We start from the raw sequence: 18148 nt of genomic DNA, 5'->3' as shown, positions 1-18148 counted from the left end.
CCCGCGCGCCGGCCCCTGCGTGCCGGGCGGAGCGGTGCCGTGCCGCCCGGCGGGATGCTCAGGCGGCGGTGATCAGCCCGGTGTCCAGCGGACGGTGCGGAGCGATGATCCGGCCGTCCGGCAGGAGCTCACCGGTGTCCTCGAAGAGGACGACGCCGTTGCACAGCAGGCTCCATCCCTGCTCCGGGTGGTGCGCCACGAGACGGGCGGATTCCCGGTCGGCGGAGTCGGCCGGAGGACACGGTGGCTGGTGCTGGCACATGAGTGGGGTCTCTCGGTCTGTCGTGATGGGTGAGTGCGCTGTCTTGTCTGTCCCGCGGCGTGAAACGTCGTCCATGGCCGCCCCCCGTTGTGATAAGTCGGTCCGAACCCAGTGTTGCCCCACGGGCGTCGATCCGCAGGGATTTCGCAGCACCGCTTCTCATGGGTTGGAGACGCGTCACCCGCGCGGACGGTTCACCGCAACTGCACTGTCACTTCGGGTGGTTCACGATGGCCGGATGAGACTAGTCCGCCCGGGCCGGCGCCCGGGCGGAGGACTGGTCAGGCGGGGGAGCGGAGCAGTTGCGTCGGCGTCACCCGGTGGGTCAGGAGCGGGAGCAACTCGGCCACCCGGTGCGGTCGGTGGGCCGCGATGCCGGGCGGCGCCGGCGCGAGCGGCACCAGCAGGTCGGTGCCGGCGGGGTGCCCCTCGGCGGGGTCCGCGGCGCAGTCGCCGTGCAGCCACAGCGTGAGCATGTAGAGGCGGGGTACCGACAGGAGACGCGGCTGGTAGGGCTGGGGCAGCGTCTCCGCCTGGCGCAGTGCCCGTTCGGTCGAGGCGATGTAAGGGCCCTCGAAGAAGCGGGAGAAGGCCCACCCGTCCGGGGTCGGCATGGTCTCGGCCGCCGCCACCGCCCGGTCGCCGGAGCGGATCAGGAACCGCCAGCCGGTCAGCCGGGTGGCCGTCACACCCTCGGCGGAGACCCCGTCCAGGACGTGCACGGGCAGGGGGAGGTCGGGGGTGGTGGGCCCCTGGGCGCCGAGCAGGGACGGGGTCCGGGCCTCGCGGACCGCGGTGGGGGACGAGAGGGCGGTCAGGACGGAGCGCAGGGCGGGCGCGGGAGCCGGGGGGACATGCAGCGGCATGGTGGGTCGCCTCTCATTCGAAGGCACGGTGGCGCGAGGGCGGTGCCGTGACAGGGCGTTGCGTGACAGGGCGGGGCGGAGCGTGCGGGGCGGACGACGCTGTCAGCTCACGGGGTGGAGAGGCAGGGGCCGGGATCCGAGAACCGAGAAGTGGGGTGAGGCCTGCCGCGCGTCAGCCCGGCGGCAGGATCCTTCGACCGTAGACGCCGGTCTTCTGCCTTGTCCGCGGAGTTTATACGACATGTGTTCAGACTGTGTTTCAGCTAGCCGTCCGCGGCAAGCAGAACAAGGGCACATTCGGTCGCCGATATGCGGGAGACCTCCGCATTTCGTACCGGGAGGAGGGCGATGACCTCGGGGAATGCTCACCGAGCGGTCGGCCAATTGTCGTCGGCGTTTTTCACCAGATGCCGGGCCCCGAAACTGCGGGATGCGCCATGCCCGGTGAATGTGCCACCGGTCACATCGGTTCAGCGTAGCGGGTGGCGGGGCCGCGCGAGGACGTTATCGATCGCTTCGGCTGGGCATCATCCCACCTGACCGGCGCACCGACGCCGGATCTTCAACCCACCGCTCCGAGAAGGGACTCTTCCATGGGGGAGAAGGTCGTGGCAGGTCAGTTCGACCTGTCCGATCGCCAGCGCTACCGCGACAAGCTCCAGCGGTGCCTGACGGGTCTGGAGCGACTGCTGGCGGAGAAGAGGTTCGACCGCCCGAAGAACCTGATGGGGCTGGAGATCGAATTGAATCTCGTCGGTGCCGACGGGATGCCGAAAATGTTGAATGCGCAAGTCCTCGAGCGCATCGCGAGCCGCGACTTCCAGACCGAACTCGCGATGTTCAACCTGGAAGTCAACATCGCCCCGCACCGATTGGGCGGCCGGGTATTCGACCGGCTCGCGGAGGAGATCCGCACGTCCCTGGCGTACGCCGACAGGAAGGCCGGTGAGGTCGACTCGGGAATCGCGATGATCGGGATTCTGCCGACCCTCGACCGGGACGACCTGGTCTCCTCCAACCTCTCGGCCGTCGACCGCTACGCGCTGCTCAACGAACAGATCGTGGCCGCCCGCGGCGAGGACTTCACGCTCGACATCGAGGGCGTCGAACGCCTCACCTGCACGTCCAAGTCCATCGCCCCGGAGGCCGCCTGCACCTCGGTGCAGCTGCACCTCCAGGTCACCCCGGACCGCTTCGCCGACGTGTGGAACGCCGCCCAGGCCGTCACCGCAGCGCAGATCGCGGTGGGGGCCAACGCGCCCTTCCTGTTCGGCCGGGAGCTGTGGCGCGAGTCCCGGCCCCCGCTGTTCCAGCAGTCCACCGACACCCGCCCGCCCGAGCTCCAGGCCCAGGGAGTGCGTCCGCGCACCTGGTTCGGCGAGCGGTGGGTGACCTCGGCCTACGACCTGTTCGAGGAGAACCGGCGCTACTACCCGGCGCTGCTGCCGATCTGCGACGACGAGGACCCGCTCGAGGTCCTGGACGCGGGCGGCGTGCCGAAGCTCTCGGAACTCGTCCTGCACAACGGCACGGTCTACCGCTGGAACCGCCCCGTCTACGACATCGCCGACGGCGTCCCGCACCTGCGGGTGGAGAACCGCGTCCTGCCCGCCGGCCCCACCGTCACCGACGTCATCGCCAACGCGGCCTTCTACTACGGCGTCGTCCGCGCCCTCGCCGACGAGCCCCGGCCGGTGTGGACCCGGCTGCCGTTCGAGGCCGCCGCCGCCAACTTCGACGCGGCGTGCCGCCACGGCATCGACGCCCGCTTCGAGTGGCCCCGGCGCGGCCGGCTCGGCGGCACCACGGAGGTCGACGCCGCCGTCCTCGTACGGGACGAGCTGCTGCCGCTCGCCGAGGCCGGGCTGGACGCCTGGGGTGTGGAGCCCGCCGACCGGGACCTGTACCTCGGCGTGATCGAGGAGCGGTGCCGGCGCCGGGTCAACGGCGCGTCCTGGCAGGCGGCCACGTTCCACCGGGCGCTGGAGGCGGGACTGTCCCGCGAGGCGGCACTGGCCGCCACGACCAGGCGCTACGTCGAGCTGATGCACCAGGGCGACCCCGTTCACCTGTGGCCGGTGGGCCTGCCGGAGCCGGCGCCGCTGGGCTGACCGCCGCCGGGCCCGCCCCCCGCCGCGCGCCGCCTCATACTGATCGGGCAAGCTGTGACGTCCCAGCTGGAGGCAGGTGTGCATGGCGGAGGCGGGCCCGGTGGACGATGCGTTCCCTCAAGCGCCGCTCGGCGAGGAGTCCCCTCGCGGGGGGCGGCTCTCGCGGCGGATCCTGCGTGACGAGACGCTGCTCGTCCTGGCGCTCTCGCTCGGCGCGAGCGGAGTGTCCGCCCTCATCAGCTTCATCGGCTCGCTCACCCGGCCCGGCGGCCTCAAGGACCAGGCGGCCACGCTCAACGCCTCGGCCGCGCCCGGCCGCCCCTGGCTGGACCTGGCCTGGCAGCTGTTCGGGATCGCCACCGCCCTGGTCCCGGTCGCCCTCGTCGCGCACTTCCTGCTGCGCGAGGGCCGCGGTCTGCGCACCCTGGGCTTCGACCGCACCCGCCCGTGGCCGGACCTCGGGCGCGGGGCCGCCGTCGCCGCCGTCATCGGCAGTACCGGTATCGCCTTCTACCTGGCCGCCCGGGGCCTCGGCTTCAACCTGACCGTGGTGCCCGAGGCGCTCCCCGAGGTGTGGTGGAAGTACCCCGTGCTCATCCTCTCGGCGGTGCAGAACTCCGTCCTGGAGGAGGTCGTCGTCGTCGGCTACCTGCTGCGCCGGCTCGACCAGCTGGGCTGGAGCCGGGGCGCCTCGATGGCCGGGAGTGCGGTGCTGCGCGGGTCGTACCACCTCTACCAGGGCATCGGCGGCTTCGTCGGCAACATGGTGATGGGCGTGGTGTTCGTGTACCTGTACCGCCGCTGGGGCCGGGTGGGCCCGCTGGTGGTGGCGCACTCGCTGCTCGACATCGGGGCCTTCGTCGGCTACGCGCTGCTGGCCGGGAAGGTCGACTGGCTGCCGACGGCCTGACGGCGGCCCGGTCGCCTTCCGCGCCCCCGTCGTCCTAGGCCAGCAGCTCGCCCTCGATCACCGTCACCGCGCGTCCGCTCAGCAGCGTGCGGTCGCCGCGCAGTTCCGTGCGGACGCGGCCGGAGCGGGGTGACGCCTGGAGTCCGGTGAGGACGGGGCGGCCCAGGCGCTCGGCCCAGTAGGGCGCGAGAGCCGTGTGGGCGCTGCCGGTGACCGGGTCCTCGTCGATGCCGACGTTCGGGAAGAAGCAGCGGGAGATGTAGTCGTAGCCGCGGGCGGGGTCCTCCGCGCGGGCCGTGGCGATGATGCCGCGCCGCGAGTACGCGGCCAGCGCCTTATGGTCGGGAGCGAGGCCGCGGACGGTCTTCTCGTCGTCGAGCTCGACCAGCAGGTCGCCGACGTCCGGCCCGGTGTCGAGGGCCGTGCGCGGCTGCGCGCCCAGCGCTCCGGCGACTCCCGCGGGGACCTCGACCGGCGTCAGCGGAGCGGTCGGGAAGTCGAGGGTGATCGAGCCGTCCTCAAGGGGCGTGGCGACCAGGACGCCGCTGCGGGTGGCGAACCGCACCGGCCCCTCGTGGGCCCCCGTGGAGTGCAGGACGTGGGCCGTGGCGAGTGTCGCGTGCCCGCACATCGCGATCTCGGTGGCGGGCGTGAACCAGCGCAGCGCCCAGTCGGCCGTGCCGCCCGCGGGCAGCCGGTGGGCGAACGCGGTCTCGGCGTGGTTGACCTCCAGGGCGACCTTCTGGAGCCGTTCGTCCCCCGGGAAGGAGTCGAGGAGCAGGACCCCGGCGGGGTTGCCGGCGAAGGGCCGGTCGGTGAAGGCGTCGACGATTCGGATGCGCATACCCAGGACGCTAGGTGCACCGCCGGGCCGCGGGCCAAGGCCAATGCGCGAGAACTGGCCCGGTTTCCGGTGCCCCGGACCGCCGGCAGGGCCTTGCCCACTCCTCCTTACCGATATATCGTTGAAGCATCGCGACAGATCAACGACTGAATGGAGTGATGGCGATGCGTACCCACGGATACGAGCGTGGACACGGTGGGCACGGACACGGGCGCGGCGAGGGCGGCCCCTTCGGCCACGGCGGCTTCGAGGGCCGGCGCGCGGCGTTCGGCCCCTTCGGACCCGGCGGGCCCGGTGGTCCCGGCGGCCCCTTCGGGCCGGGCTTCGGCCCCGGGCCGTGGGGCGGCCGAGGGCGGGGCGGCCCCAGGGGGAGGGCGCGGCGCGGCGACGTGCGCGCCTCGATCCTCGCCCTGCTCAAGGAGCGCCCGATGCACGGCTACGAGATGATCCAGGAGATCGCCGAGCGCAGCGGCGGGGCGTGGAAGCCCAGCCCCGGTTCGGTGTACCCCACCCTCCAGCTGCTGGAGGACGAGGGCCTGATCGCCAGCGAGAGCGAGGGCGGCAAGAAGCTCTTCGCGCTCACCGAGGCGGGCCGCACCGCGGCCGAGGACGGCCCCGAGGCGCCCTGGGAGGAGGCCTCCCGAGGCGTCGACTGGGAAGCGCTGAACGACATCCGGCAGGCCGGCTTCGGGCTGATGGAGGCCTTCGGCCAGGTCTGGAAGACCGGCAGCAAGGAGCAGCGGGAGAAGGCGCTCACCGTCATCGGCGAGGCGCGCAAGAAGCTGTACCTGATCCTCGCCGACGAGGACTGACCGGCACGGCCCCGCAGGGCGCCCCGTGGAGCGATCCGCGGGGCGCCCTCCGTGCTCGCCGGGCGCGCCCGGACCCGGACACACGGCGCAAGGCGGCGCGCAGCCGGTGGGGAAATACGGCGTGATCTCATCCGTAAGGAGGAGATTCCGGCCCCCGGGGTCCACTCTGTGTGGGACGCCGAAATGCTCCCCTTCGGGGATGCTCCGCGCCGCCGGGGCTGATGTGCTGGGTGATGTGCAACCCCGTATCCCCCGGCAGTCGGCCGGTGAGCCAGGCGACCGGTCCCCGGGCGGCGCCGACGCCGACGCCCGGTTCAGCGCCGAACTGGCGCCGGTGGTCTCCGGTGCCCGCCGCCGAGCAGTGCGGGACGGGGACCGGCAGATCGACACGGCGCACCTGCTGCACTCCCTCCTGGAGCACGACCCCGAGGCGCGGGCCGTCCTGGGCGAGGGGCCGCGGCTCGCCCGCCTGCTCGGTTACCTCGTGCAGCGCAGCATCGGATACGGCCTGCGCTGGCAGAGTGCCGTCGAGGACTCCGGCGCGGTGCCCGTGACGACCGGGACCGCCGGCTTCTCGCCGCTGGCCGCGGCGGCCATGGAGGACGCCCGCGCCCGCGCCGCCCGGCGGGGCGCCGCCGGCGCCTGCGGCATCGACCTGCTCGCCGCCCTCGTCGCGGATCCGCAGGCCCGGGCCGTCGAGGTGCTCGCCCGCGCCGCCGTCGACCCCCACGCGGTCCTCGCCCGGGTGCGGAACCACTTCGAGCCGACGCCCTGACCCCCAGGCCGGGGGCCGCCGGATGTCCAGCCGGTGAGACAGGTGTCATCGGGGGTGACGGTCATGTCGTCCCCTGTCATCATGTGCCGGTGCAGACAACTGACAGCTCCCACGGCAGCCGGGGAAAGGGCGCCGGACTCGGACTCGCGCTCATCTCGGCGGTCGCCTTCGGAGGTTCCGGTGTGGCGGCCAAGCCGCTGATCGAAGCGGGCCTCGATCCGCTCCACGTGGTCTGGCTGCGGGTGGCCGGCGCGGCCCTGGTGATGCTGCCGCTCGCCGTGCGCCACCGCGCGCTGCTGCGCCGCCGCCCCGGACTGCTGGCCGGCTTCGGCCTCTTCGCCGTCGCGGGCGTGCAGGCCTGCTACTTCGCCGCGCTCTCCCGGATCCCCGTCGGCGTCGCCCTGCTCGTCGAGTACCTGGCGCCCGCCCTGGTCCTCGGCTGGGTGCGCTTCGTGCAGCGCCGGCCGGTGACACGGGCGGCCGCGCTCGGCGTGGTCCTCGCGGTCGGCGGGCTCGCCTGCGTCGTGGAGGTCTGGTCCGGTCTCGGCTTCGACGCCCTCGGGCTGCTGCTCGCGCTGGGCGCGGCCTGCTGCCAGGTCGGCTACTTCGTCCTGTCCGACCAGGGCAGCGACGCGGGCGACGAGGCACCCGACCCGCTCGGCGTCATCGCGTACGGGCTGCTCGTCGGGGCCGCCGTGCTCACCGTGATCGCCCGTCCCTGGACCATGGAATGGTCCCTCCTCGCGGACACCGCGCCGATGAACGGCACCCCCGTCGCCGCCGCCCTCCTGCTGGCCTGGATCGTCCTCGTGGCCACCGTCCTCGCCTACGTCACCGGCGTGCTCTCCGTGCGCCGTCTGTCACCGCAGGTCGCGGGTGTCGTGGCGTGCCTCGAAGCGGTCATCGCGACCGTCCTGGCCTGGATCCTGCTCGGCGAACACCTCTCGGCGCCGCAGATCGCCGGAGGCGCGGTGGTCCTCGTGGGCGCCTTCATCGCCCAGTCCTCGGCGCCCGCGAAGGGCTCCGCGGATCCGGTGGCGAGCGGCGGGCCGGAAAGGGAGTTGTCCAGCCGGGGGACCGCGACCTAGGGTGCGGATCATGCACGCGACCGCACTCGTCCTTCCGCCTCCGGCCGCCTGAGGCGGGCCCCGGAAGCCGCCCGGCGCATGGTCGCCGGGCCGGTCCGTGCTGCTCGCAGACGCCAGTCCCCCCACCCCCGCCCGAGGGGTGGTCCCCGACGTCCGCGCCTCGTGCGCGTCTGCGGAGTGAACTCGTGTCGAATGCCGTCTCCGGCCTGCCCGTAGGGCGTGGCCTCCTCTATCTCGTCGTCGCCGGTGCCGCCTGGGGCACCGCCGGTGCCGCCGCCTCGCTGGTCTACCGGTCCAGCGACATGGGGCCCGTCGCGCTGTCCTTCTGGCGCTGCGCGGCCGGCCTCGTCCTGCTGCTCGCCGCGCGCCCGCTGCGTCCGCGGGTGCGGGCCGCCGTCCCCGAGCCGCTCGGCCGCAAGGCGCTGCGGGCCGTCGTCACCGGCCTCGGTCTCGCGGTGTTCCAGACCGCCTACTTCGCCGCCGTGCGGGAGACCGGGCTCGCCGTGGCCACCGTGGTGACCCTCGGCGCCGGGCCGGTGCTGATCGCCCTCGGCGCGCGCCGGGTCCTCGGCGAGCGGCTGGGCCGGAGCGGGGCGGCCGCCGTCGTCGGCGCGCTCGCGGGACTCGCGGTGCTGGTCCTCGGCGACGGCAGGACGTCCGTCGAGCCCCTGGGCGTGCTCCTCGCCCTGGTGTCGGCGGCCGGATACTCCGCGATGACCCTCCTCACCCGCTGGTGGGGGCGCGACGGATCGGCGGACGCGGCCAGTACCTCCGTCGGGGCGTTCGCCGTCACGAGCCTGTGCCTGCTGCCTCTGGCCCTCGCCGAGGGGCTGGTGCCGCACACCGCCGAACCGGTCCGGCTGCTGTGGCTCCTGGCGTACGTCGCGGCCGTCCCGACCGCCCTCGCCTACGGCCTCTACTTCGCCGGCGCGGCCGTCGTCCGGTCGGCCACCGTGTCCGTGATCATGCTGCTGGAGCCGGTCAGCGCGGCGGCGCTCGCCGTCGTCCTGCTCGGTGAGCACCTCACCGCGGCGACCCTGGCCGGCACCGTCCTGATGCTCGGCTCGGTCGCGGGACTCGCGGTGGCGGAGGCGCGGCAGGCACGGAGGCCGGCGCTCGCCTGACGGGCGGGCCCGCCGCGCGGGGGGGGGGCCCGGTGCGGCGGCCCCCCCCCCGGGGGGCCCCCCCCCCCCCCGGGGGCCCGCGCCGTGGGCTGCCGGGGGGGGCCGCGGCGGCGGTGCCCCGGCCCCCCCCACGCCGTGACCGGAGAAGGCGAGGGGCCGGACGGCACGTTCGCAGGGGGAGGCCGGGGCGCTACGATCTCGCGTGTGACCGCTCCGGAACCGACCATCCTCGCCACGTCCGGAGGGCACCGTGCCGGCACGCGCACCCGGCTGCTCCTCGACTCCCTGGTCCACCACGCGGTCGACCTCTCCGGTGTGCACGGACGGCGTCCCCGCGTCCTGTACGTCGGCACGGCGACCGGTGACGCCGAGCACGTGACGGCGCGGGTGGCGGAGGCGGCCCGGGTGGCGGGCTTCGACCTCACTCCCCTGCAGCTGTTCCCCATGCCGAACGTCGAGGACGTCGAGGGCACGGTCCTCGCGCACGACGTGGTCTGGGTGATGGGCGGTTCGGTGGCCAACCTGCTCGCCGTGTGGCGGGTGCACGGCCTGGACGCGATCATGCGGCGGGCGTGGCGGGCGGGCGTGGTGCTCGCCGGGATCAGCGCGGGCTCCATCTGCTGGTTCGAGGGCGGCGCGACGGACTCCTTCGGCCCCGGGCTGCGCCCGGTCACCGACGGGCTGGGCCTGCTGCCGTACGGCAACGGCGTGCACTACGACTCCGACGCGGGCCGGCGTCCGCTGATCCACCGGCTGGTCGCCGAGGGCGCGTTCCGGACGGCCCACTGCACCGACGACGGGGTGGGTCTGGTCTACCGGGGCACCGAGCTGGTCGAGGCCGTGGCGGAACTGCCGGGCAAGGGGGCCTACGTGGTCGGTCGTGCGGGCTCCGACGTGGTGGAGGAGCGGATCGAACCGCGGTTGCTGCCCACGCCCCGGTTCTGAGCTGCACCGGGTACCGTCGCGGCGCGCGTGGCCGGCCGTTCCCCTCGGTACGGTACGTCCACGCGGTGACCGCGGCGCGCCGGCGCGGGGTGCGCGGGAATATGGGGGCCACTTCCCCATGTGGGGGACGCGGAGGTCTGGCACCTTCTTCCTCGTGACTGAGACCGCCGACGCCCCGGCTCCCCGGACCGACAGCCTCCCGACTCCGCTCAGCGTCCGTCTGCCGCCGGCCTGGTGGGCCCCGGCGCTGTCCCTCGCGGAGCGGCTCGCCGCCCCCGGCCTCCCGGCGGCGCCCGCCGGTTCCTCCGCCGGGCGTGCTCCGTGGGACCTCGGGGACGGCCCGGGCTTCGCGCTGCGACTCGCCCATCTCGGGGTGGACGGGGCGACCGCGGCGGCCCTCGCCGCGGAGTCCGCCGAGCGTCTCGCCGCCCGCGCGGCCAAGCCACGCTGGGCCGTCTACGCCGAGGCGGCACTGGCCGCAGCCTCCGAGAGCGTCGACGCGCCGGCCGTGGAGGGCACGGGCGCAGGGGTCTTCGCCGCCGTCGCACGGCCCCTCGTCGCCCCGGCCGCGGTCCGGCTCGCCCGCCACTGGGCGGACGTTCCCACGACCGAACGGGCCGTGTGGCGGCAGGCGTTCGAGCGGCGCCTGACCGAGCAATTGACCCGGCAGGCCGCCCGGACCCTCGTCCACGAGCTGTCCCTGGCCCGGCACGCCGGGCGCCTCGCCGGATCGGGCCCGCGTGAGCGGTTCGCCTCGTTCGTCGCCGCCACCGGCAGCCGGCGGGGCCTGACCGCGCTGTTCACGGCCTATCCGGTGCTGGCCCGGATGCTCGCGCAGACCGCCCTGGACGCGGCGGACGCCGCGGTGGAGCTGGTGACGCGGTTCCAGGCCGACCGGGCCGACCTGGTCACCGGGCTCCTCGACGGGCGCGCGTCCGGTGCGCTGGCCGGGGTGGACCTCGGTCTGGGCGACGCCCACCAGGGCAACCGGGCGGTCGCGGTGCTGCGCTTCGCCGGCGGCGACCGGCTCGTGTACAAGCCCCGGCCGCTGGAGCAGCACGGCCTGCTGGACGACCTGGTGGCCTGGCTCGGCGCCAAGGTGCCCGGGCTCGCGCTGCGCACGCCCCGCAGCGTGCGCCGGCCGGGGTACGGCTGGCTGGAGTTCGTGGAGCACCGCTGGTGCCGGTCGGGCGCCGAGACCGACGCCTTCTACCGGCACCAGGGTGTGCTGCTGGCCCTGCTGTACGCGGTGGACGGCGCCGACGTGCACTACGAGAACGTCATCGCCTGCGGTGACCAGCCGGTCCTGGTGGACGCGGAGACCCTGCTGCACACCGGTCTCCCGCAGGCCATGACGGCCGGCGCCGATCCGGCCGCGGACGCCCTCCAGGCCTCCGTGCACCGCACCTGTCTGCTGCCCCATCTGCTGATCGGCGAGGACGGCGCGCTGGACATCTCCGCGCTGGGCCGCAGCACCGAGGGGACCTTCCCGAGCGAGGGCCTGCGCTGGGTGGACAGCGGCGAGGACACGATGCGGGCGGTACGGGGAGCGGTGCTCAGTCCGGCCGCGCAGAACCAGCCGCTGCCCTCGGGGGCGCATCTGGACGGGGCCGACCATCGGGCGGCTCTGCTGGAGGGGTTCCGCACCGGCTACGCGGCGCTGGCCGCGCACGGTCGTGAACTGGTCGCGCCGGGTGGGCCGCTGGCGCGGCACGCGGACAGCCCCGCGCGTCTCATCACGCGTTCCACCCGTCTCTACGCCGCGCTGCTGGAGGAGTCCGCCCACCCCTCGCTCCTCGGCGACGCCCTGGCCCGGGAGGGGGTGTTCGCCGTGCTGTGGACCGAGTCGGAACACGACGAGGCACGCCGACGCCTGATCGAGCACGAGACCGCGGAGCTGTGGCGCGGTGACGTCCCCCTGTTCGTGCATCGGCCGTCCGGTACGGGGGTCCGGGCGGCCGACGGCACCTGGTTGCCGGATGTGCTGCCGGTGGCCGCGCTGGCCGCGGTCGGCCGGAAGCTGGCCCGGATGGACGAGGTCGACTGCCACGACCAGGAGTGGATCATCTCGGCCACGCTGGCGGCGCGCGGGACCGGTTCCCCCCTGGCGCGGCGTTCCGAACTCGCCCTGGCCCCGCTCCCGGCGGTCGTGCCGGACGCCTCGCGGCTGCTGGCCGCCGCGTGCGGCATCGCCGACGAGATCGCCGCCCGCGCGGTACGCGGCGGCGGCCGGACCAACTGGCTCGGCCTGGAGCGGGTGTCGGGGCCGCACTGGGCCGTGCTGCCGATGGGGGCCGGGCTGGGGCAGGGGTACTGCGGGGTGGCGCTGTTCCTGGCGCAGGCGGACGCGCTGACCGGGGCCGGCCGGTACGCCGCGCTGGCCCGGGAGGCGGTCCGGCCGCTGCCCGCCCTGTTCAAGGCGCTGGCCGACGATCCCGAACTGAGCGCGGCGGCCGGACCCGGCGCCTACGCCGGGCTCGCCGGCATAGTCCACGCGCTCGTGCGGCTGTCGGCTCTGCTCGGTGAGGACCTGACGGGCTGTCTGCCGGACGCGGTCGTCGCGCTCGGGCACGCCACCGCCACCTGTTCCGATCCGGGGCTGGCCGGTGGTGCGGCCGGGGCGCTGACCGCCGCCGTCGCCGCGTACGGGGCGACCGGGGCACCCGAGGCCCTGCGGCTGGCCGACGCGGTGGCGGACTCGCTGCTGGCGGCGGTGCGCGGACCGGACCGGACGGGCGGGCCCGCCGGCGCACGGGCCGTCGGCGACGGACCCGGGTTCGCGGACGGCGCCGCCGGCATCGGCTGGGCCCTGCGCCGCTACGCCGGCTGCCGCCCGGAACGCGCCGCCGCGCACGCGGACGCCGCCGACGCGCTGCTGCGTGCCGCGGTCCGCACGGTACGGGCCGCGCCCGCGGACCTCTCCTGGGCCACCGGGCTCGCCGGCGTGGCCGCCGCCGCTCCCTGGTGCGCCGCCGGCGCGCTGACGCCCTTCCTGGCGGACACCGAGGTGGGCCCCGGGCTCAGCCTCGGACAGGGCACGCTCGGGGCGCTGGAGGCGCTGTCCGTGCTCGCCGGGCGGGGCGACACGGTCGCCGCCGGGGCGCTGTCCCGATGTTCCGGACAGGTACTCGCGCTGGTCGAGGCGCGGAGCCACCGTTGCGCCACTCCCGATCACGTCCCCTCCCCCGGGCTGCTGACGGGGCTGTCCGGCATCGGCTACGGCCTCCTGCGTCTCGCCCACCCCGAGACCGTGCCGTCCCTGCTGCTGCTGGACGAGCCCGGCCGCTGACCGATCACCTCGCCGCGGCCGCGCGCCTCGTTCGGGTCCGCGTCCGGGTGCCGGCCGGTGGTGTCGCCGGCCCGCCCGGCACCCGTCCGCCTCGATGGCGCCGGGGCGGTCCCGTGGACGTGCGGCGTCGGCCTGTTCCGGTCGGCGCGCCGTGGCGGCGGTGGCACCGGTGCGCTGCTGTGCGACCTGCCGCGGACCGCGATGTCGGATTACTATCTGCGCTCATGCGTTCCCATGCGCCTTCCCTGGTCGGACGGGACTCCCAACTGGCCCTGTTAGAAAGTGCCCTGGCCGACACGCGCCAGGGCCGCGGCGGTGTGGTCTTCCTGGTCGGAGAGGCCGGTGTCGGCAAGTCACGGGTCGCCGCCGAGGCCGTCGGCGGGGCACTGGACGCCGGGATGCGGGTGCTGCGGGGCCGCAGCAGCACCACGGGACCGGCCGTACCGTTCCGGCCGCTCACCGAAGCCCTGATGTCGCTCTTCCGCGGTGGCGAACCCGTGGACGACCTGGCCCTCGGCCCCTACCGGCCGGTCCTGGGGCGGCTGATCCCGGACTGGGACACCGGGGAGCGGGACAGCAGTTCCATGGTGATCCTCGGCGAGGCCGTGCTGCGCCTGCTCATCGCCGCCGGGCGCGGGCAGGGCCAGTTGCTTCTGCTGGAGGACCTGCACGACGCCGACCCGGAGACGCTCGGCGTCCTCGAGTACCTGGTGGACAACCTGGAGTACTCGCCCGTCCTGCTGCTCGCCACGGTCCGGACGGACTTCAGCGACGCCCTCGACCTCGCGCAGTCGGCCCGCCGGCGCGGCGCCGCCACCCTGCTGGAACTGCCGCCGCTGACCCGGCCCCAGACGCGGGAGATGATCGCGGCGCAGCTCGGGACCGACGGTCCGGAGCAGGCGCCGGCGGCGGTGCTGGAGCGGCTGTGGGAGGACAGTTCGGGGAGCCCGTACCTGGTCGAGGAACTGCTCCAGTCGATGATCGGAGCGGGCACCCTGGTGCGGGGGCCGGAGGGCTGGCGGGCCGTCGACAACCCGCGCAGCGACGTCTCCTCCTCGCTGGCGCGCGGCATCCTGCGGCGTATCGACCGGCTCGGCACACAGGGGCTGACCCTGCTGTCGGCCGCCGCCGTGCTCGGACGGCGCTTCCCGCTCACGGTCCTGCAGCGCATGACCGGTGTCGACGACCGGGCCCTGCTCAGCCATCTGCACGCCGGGGTGGCCGCGCGGCTGGTGGTTCCCGACGAACCCGCGCCGGACTGGTACTCCTTCCGTCACTCGCCCACCGTGGAGGCCCTGTTCACGCAGATGACCCCGGGGCTGCGCGCGGACCTGGCACGGCGGGGCGCGGAGGCGGTCGAGGAACTGCATCCGGACCTGGCCGGCGACTGGTGCGCGCTCGCGGCCGGGCTGCGCAGCACGGCGGGTGACAAGGTGGAGGCCGGCCTGCTGTTCGCGGACGCGGGCGGCCGGGCGCTGGCGGCCGGAGCGCTCGGTTCCGCCGTCACCCTGCTGAGCCGGTCCGAGAGTCTGCTGGCCGACGCGGGCGATCCGCAGTCGCGGGCCATGGTGCTGGAGAACCTGCTGCCGGCCCTCGCGGAGTCCGGTGACTTCGCCCGCGCCCTCGACCTGGCCGAGGACCTGCACGCGCTGGACGGCTCGGGGCTGAGTCCCGTCCGCCTGGCCACGCTGCACACCCGGCTGGCCAAGGTCGCCCACACGGCGGGCCGGTGGAACGACGGCAACCGGCAGATAGCCCGCGCCCGTGAGGTGCTGGCCGTTGCGCCGGACGAGTCGGCCACCGCGGCCGTCGACGTCACGGCCGCCTACCTGGCCCTCGACACGCCGGGGTCCGACCGCACCCAGCACGCGGAGAAACTGGCCCGGTCCGCCGCCGACACCGCCGAACGGCACGGTCTGCCCGTCGTCGCCTGCCAGGCCCGGGAGCTGCTCGCGACGGTGGCCCGCGAACGCGACCCCGAGGAGTCGGCGGCGATGCTCGGGCAGGCACTGGCCACGGCGGAGCGCCACCGCCTGCCGCTGCAGCGCATGTACGCGGCCACCCGGCTCGGCGGCAACGCCTGGCTGGCCGACGGCGACACCGCGGACCTGCTGGCGGTCCGCGAGGAGGCGCTGCGGCTCGGCTCCGTGAACATCGTCCACACCGTGGACGGCATCCTCGTGCTGGACGCGGTGCTGCGCGGCCGCTACGACACCGCCCGGTCGGCCGCCGCCGAGTGCATGGCCGTGGTGCGGAGGCTGCGTATGGCGCCGGTCGTGCGGTACGTCCTGATGGCCCAGGCCGTCCTGGCGGCCCATCACGCCGACCGGGCGTCGATGGAGCGGTCGCTGGCGGCCTTCGCGGAGTGGGACGGCGCCGGTTCACAGGAGGAGGCGCTCGGCTACGGTCTGGCCCGGGCCTTCTGCGCCCTGCTGGAGGAGGACCGCGGCCTCGCCCGGGAGGAGCTGCGGCAGGTGCTGGCGCTGGAGGCGGGCAACCCCTCGACCTACCATCTCGGCGGCACCCACGGCCTGGTCCTGCTGCTGGACGTGCTGGCCGGGGACGCGGACCGGACCAGGCACAAGGAGATCACCGCCACCGCCGTCGCCCGGATGCGCTGGAACCGACAGTTCGTGCTGCTGAGCGAGGCCGTGCTGCTGGGCCGCGAGGGCGCGGGCGAGCGGGCGGCGGCCACGGTGGAGGCCGCGCTGGAGGTGGCCGAGCCGTACCCGCTGGCCCGGCACCTGGGACTGCGGCTCGTCGCGGACGCGGCACACCGGGACGGCTGGGGCGATCCGGTGGGCTGGCTGCGGCGGGCGGAGCACTACTTCCACGAGCGGGACGTACAGGCCGTCACGGGCGCCTGCCGGGCCGGGCTGCGCCGGCTGGGCGCCTCCGTGCACCAGCACCGCACCGGTACCAGCGGCATCCCCGACCTGCTGCGCGCCCAGGGCGTCACGGTGCGGGAGTTCGAGGTGTTCCGGCTGCTGGCGGAGCGGCTGAGCAACAAGGACATCGCCGACCGGCTGTTCATCTCCCCGCGCACGGCGGAGAAGCACATCGCGAGTCTGGTCACCAAGACGGGGGCGGTGAACCGCGCGGACCTGTGCGCCCGCTCGGCCGCCCTGCGGGACGCCTAGGACCGCCCGGCCGGCCCCGGTGAGCGGGCCGGCCGCCCTCGTTCGGCCGGGGCGGTCCGGTGCCCGGCGCCTGGCGGACGCTCAGTGCGGGGCGGAGACCGAGGTGTCGATCGAGGTCAGGGTGATGACGATACCGCTGGTGAGGACCATGCCCGCCAGGACTCGGGCCCGGGCGCAGGCGCGGTTGCGGCCCGCCAGGTTGATGCCGCCCGCGGCGTCCGTCTCGGCGGCCGGGCGGACGGGGAGATCGGCGGGGGCGGAGGAGGCATCGCGGCGGAGCTCGGCCATGGTGAGGAACCTCGTGTCTGTGAGGGCGGGTGCGGGACGGTGGGCAAGCGGCTTCGTGAGGAACGCCCGGTGTCTCTCAGCGTGCGGAGACCCGGCGGGCGGGGGCCGGGGGGTTCGTGCCGGCGGGAGTCGCGGGTGCGGCTGATTCGGTCACGAGAACAAGGTCACAGATGTGGCGGGGGCCCGCATGGGGAACTGTCCCCCATATTCTCCGGCGGCCCCTGCCCGGTGCCGTCGGCCGGTGGGGAGGCGGGCGGACGCGGAGCGTGCGGCGCCGGACGCCGCCGGGCCGGGCCGGGCCGCCGGGCCGGTTGAGAAGCGCAGGCCGGCGACGTACGCGCGGCTGACGACCGGTGCCCGGTTGCCGCGTGGCCGAGGAGGCGTACGGGGCGGGGGCCGGGCCTGTGGCACGGGACCCGCGTGCCCGCGCGGGGCCGCCGCCCCTGGTGGTGCCCCGCCCGCCCCACGCCCGGCTCCCCGTGAGGAACTTGGGTGATCGCCCCGCATCCGCCGCCGCGGCGGGTCCCGCTCTACTGGTGTCCGGCCGGCGGTCCGCTCGCGACCCGGGGCAGGTCCCGCCGGTCCGGTCTCGACCCGTTTCCCACAGCCAACAGGTGCCGTACGACAAGACATACAGGAGTGGACGACATGCGGACCTCTCTGGGTATCGACTCCGTTGCGCGGAGCGTGTACATCGCGATGGTCGACCGACCCGGCGCGCAGGTGTCCGAGCTGGCCGAGCATCTGGAGGAGACCGAGGAAACGGTCCGGAGCGGGCTGGAGCGGCTGTCCGCCCTGCTGCTCGTCGTTCCGGGGGACTCCGCGAGCGGCTGGCGTCCGGTCGATCCGGAGGTCGGGCTGGCGGCGATGCTCGCCCGCCAGCAGGACGAACTCGCCCGTCACCGCCTCCAGGTGGAGGGCAGCCGGCTGGAGGTGACGCGGCTGCTGTCGGAACGCGGGCGGCGCGGCCGGGAGAGCGTGCCGGACGTCGAGTGGCTGGCCGGTGCGGACGCCGTGTGGCGGCGCGTCACCTCGCTCGCCGAGAGTTGCGCGAACGAGTGGCTGACCGTCGGGCCGGCCGAGCGGCTGGACGCGGCGGTCCTCGACGCGGGCCGCCCGGTGGACGAGATACTGCGCCGCCGCCGCACTCCCGTACGCGCCATCGTGCTGGAGAGCGTCCGCAACGACCCCGCGACGACGGAGCGCCTGCGCCGGACCGAGGAGTGCGGCGGCACCGTCCGCACCCTGCCGTCGCTGCCGGTGTGGATGTTCCTCTCCGACCGGAGGCACGTCGTGGTCCCGGTCATCGGCGGGCGGGGCGTGGCCGGCGCGATGGCGTGCGGCGTCGAGTCGGTCACGGAAGCCCTCACGACCCTGTTCGCCCGGCTGTGGAAGGAGGCCCTGCCGCTCGCGGAGGCGCGCCCTCGCACCCGCGGCAACCTCTCCCTCCAGGAGCAGCACGTGCTCCGGCTGTGGGCGCAGGGGCTCACGGACGCGGCGGCGGCCCGCCGGATGGACGTCTCCCTGCGCACGGTGCGCCGGCTCTCGGAGAAGCTGACCGACCGGTTCGGTGCCCAGAGCCGGTTCCAGCTCGGCGTCCTCGCGCTCGCCAGCGGCGGCATCCGCGCCGAGGACGTGGCGTGAGGTCCCGCACTCGACATACCCGGAACGCCCTGCGGGGGCCGGACCTCGTC

General features: G+C 74.9%; 14 protein-coding genes. 10 read left to right on the top strand and 4 right to left on the bottom strand.

Annotation, left to right across the window (positions count from 1 at the left end; genetic code table 11):
* Positions 1 to 58: 58 nt before the first annotated feature.
* Both ACFWJB_RS34655 and ACFWJB_RS34650 read right to left on the bottom strand, forming a co-directional pair.
* On the bottom strand, positions 59 to 262 hold the full coding sequence (locus tag ACFWJB_RS34655) for a DUF5999 family protein (RefSeq protein WP_385472663.1): 204 nt from the start codon (positions 260 to 262) through the stop codon (positions 59 to 61).
* 281 nt (positions 263 to 543) lie between these two features.
* Positions 544 to 1128, bottom strand: a complete 585-nt coding sequence (locus tag ACFWJB_RS34650) for a hypothetical protein (RefSeq protein ID WP_385472660.1) — start codon at positions 1126 to 1128, stop codon at positions 544 to 546.
* Between the two features lie 593 nt (positions 1129 to 1721).
* On the opposite strand from ACFWJB_RS34650, the gene ACFWJB_RS34645 reads away from it, so the two are divergent.
* Positions 1722 to 3239: a glutamate--cysteine ligase gene (locus ACFWJB_RS34645; RefSeq protein ID WP_385472657.1), complete on the top strand. Its 1518-nt coding sequence runs from the start codon at positions 1722 to 1724 to the stop codon at positions 3237 to 3239.
* 82 nt (positions 3240 to 3321) lie between these two features.
* A complete protein-coding gene (locus ACFWJB_RS34640; RefSeq protein WP_386927246.1) occupies positions 3322 to 4149 on the top strand; it encodes a CPBP family intramembrane glutamic endopeptidase in 828 nt (275 codons plus the stop codon).
* Positions 4150 to 4183: 34 nt separating this feature from the next.
* On the opposite strand, the gene ACFWJB_RS34635 is transcribed toward ACFWJB_RS34640, so the two are convergent.
* On the bottom strand, positions 4184 to 4993 hold the full coding sequence (locus tag ACFWJB_RS34635) for a PhzF family phenazine biosynthesis protein (protein WP_386927244.1): 810 nt from the start codon (positions 4991 to 4993) through the stop codon (positions 4184 to 4186).
* Between the two features lie 164 nt (positions 4994 to 5157).
* Here ACFWJB_RS34635 and ACFWJB_RS34630 point away from each other — a divergent pair, with 164 nt between their 5' ends.
* From ACFWJB_RS34630 to ACFWJB_RS34600, 7 genes are all read left to right on the top strand, one after another.
* The gene (locus ACFWJB_RS34630) at positions 5158 to 5805 is read left to right on the top strand and encodes a PadR family transcriptional regulator (protein ID WP_385472650.1); all 648 of its coding nucleotides are present in this window, start codon (positions 5158 to 5160) and stop codon (positions 5803 to 5805) included.
* 235 nt (positions 5806 to 6040) lie between these two features.
* Positions 6041 to 6580: a Clp protease N-terminal domain-containing protein gene (locus ACFWJB_RS34625; RefSeq protein WP_386927241.1), complete on the top strand. Its 540-nt coding sequence runs from the start codon at positions 6041 to 6043 to the stop codon at positions 6578 to 6580.
* An 83-nt stretch (positions 6581 to 6663) separates the two neighbouring features.
* The gene (locus ACFWJB_RS34620; RefSeq protein WP_386927239.1) at positions 6664 to 7668 is read left to right on the top strand and encodes a DMT family transporter; all 1005 of its coding nucleotides are present in this window, start codon (positions 6664 to 6666) and stop codon (positions 7666 to 7668) included.
* 185 nt (positions 7669 to 7853) lie between these two features.
* Complete coding sequence (locus tag ACFWJB_RS34615) at positions 7854 to 8792, top strand: DMT family transporter (RefSeq protein WP_386927237.1); 939 nt, start codon at positions 7854 to 7856, stop codon at positions 8790 to 8792.
* A 204-nt stretch (positions 8793 to 8996) separates the two neighbouring features.
* Positions 8997 to 9737 (top strand): Type 1 glutamine amidotransferase-like domain-containing protein, encoded by a 741-nt coding sequence (locus ACFWJB_RS34610; RefSeq protein WP_385471550.1) that lies wholly within the window; start codon positions 8997 to 8999, stop codon positions 9735 to 9737.
* A gap of 154 nt (positions 9738 to 9891) precedes the next feature.
* Positions 9892 to 13026: a type 2 lanthipeptide synthetase LanM family protein gene (locus ACFWJB_RS34605; RefSeq protein ID WP_386927235.1), complete on the top strand. Its 3135-nt coding sequence runs from the start codon at positions 9892 to 9894 to the stop codon at positions 13024 to 13026.
* A gap of 224 nt (positions 13027 to 13250) precedes the next feature.
* Positions 13251 to 16166 carry an AAA family ATPase gene (locus ACFWJB_RS34600; protein WP_385471545.1) on the top strand — a complete coding sequence of 972 codons (2916 nt, stop codon included), beginning with the start codon at positions 13251 to 13253 and terminating at the stop codon, positions 16164 to 16166.
* Between the two features lie 81 nt (positions 16167 to 16247).
* Here ACFWJB_RS34600 and ACFWJB_RS34595 read toward each other — a convergent pair whose 3' ends face one another.
* Positions 16248 to 16454: a hypothetical protein gene (locus tag ACFWJB_RS34595; protein WP_385471543.1), complete on the bottom strand. Its 207-nt coding sequence runs from the start codon at positions 16452 to 16454 to the stop codon at positions 16248 to 16250.
* Between the two features lie 648 nt (positions 16455 to 17102).
* Here ACFWJB_RS34595 and ACFWJB_RS34590 point away from each other — a divergent pair.
* Entirely contained in the window at positions 17103 to 18098 is a 996-nt protein-coding gene (locus ACFWJB_RS34590; RefSeq protein ID WP_386927232.1) for a LuxR C-terminal-related transcriptional regulator, read from the top strand.
* Positions 18099 to 18148 lie beyond the last annotated feature (50 nt).

It is taken from the genome of Streptomyces sp. NPDC127100 (assembly GCF_042724095.1).
Taxonomy (GTDB): Bacteria; Actinomycetota; Actinomycetes; order Streptomycetales; family Streptomycetaceae; genus Streptomyces.
This window is presented reverse-complemented; position numbering and strand designations above follow the sequence as displayed.

Bases quoted from the DNA above. Each gene is read 5' to 3' on its own strand.
- ACFWJB_RS34655 (WP_385472663.1), bottom strand. From the start codon at position 262: ATGTGCCAGCACCAGCCACCGTGTCCTCCGGCCGACTCCGCCGACCGG.
- ACFWJB_RS34650 (WP_385472660.1), bottom strand. From the start codon at position 1,128: ATGCCGCTGCATGTCCCCCCGGCTCCCGCGCCCGCCCTGCGCTCCGTC.
- ACFWJB_RS34645 (WP_385472657.1), top strand. From the start codon at position 1,722: ATGGGGGAGAAGGTCGTGGCAGGTCAGTTCGACCTGTCCGATCGCCAG.
- ACFWJB_RS34640 (WP_386927246.1), top strand. From the start codon at position 3,322: ATGGCGGAGGCGGGCCCGGTGGACGATGCGTTCCCTCAAGCGCCGCTC.
- ACFWJB_RS34635 (WP_386927244.1), bottom strand. From the start codon at position 4,993: ATGCGCATCCGAATCGTCGACGCCTTCACCGACCGGCCCTTCGCCGGC.
- ACFWJB_RS34630 (WP_385472650.1), top strand. From the start codon at position 5,158: ATGCGTACCCACGGATACGAGCGTGGACACGGTGGGCACGGACACGGG.
- ACFWJB_RS34600 (WP_385471545.1), top strand. From the start codon at position 13,251: ATGCGTTCCCATGCGCCTTCCCTGGTCGGACGGGACTCCCAACTGGCC.
- ACFWJB_RS34595 (WP_385471543.1), bottom strand. From the start codon at position 16,454: ATGGCCGAGCTCCGCCGCGATGCCTCCTCCGCCCCCGCCGATCTCCCC.
- ACFWJB_RS34590 (WP_386927232.1), top strand. From the start codon at position 17,103: ATGCGGACCTCTCTGGGTATCGACTCCGTTGCGCGGAGCGTGTACATC.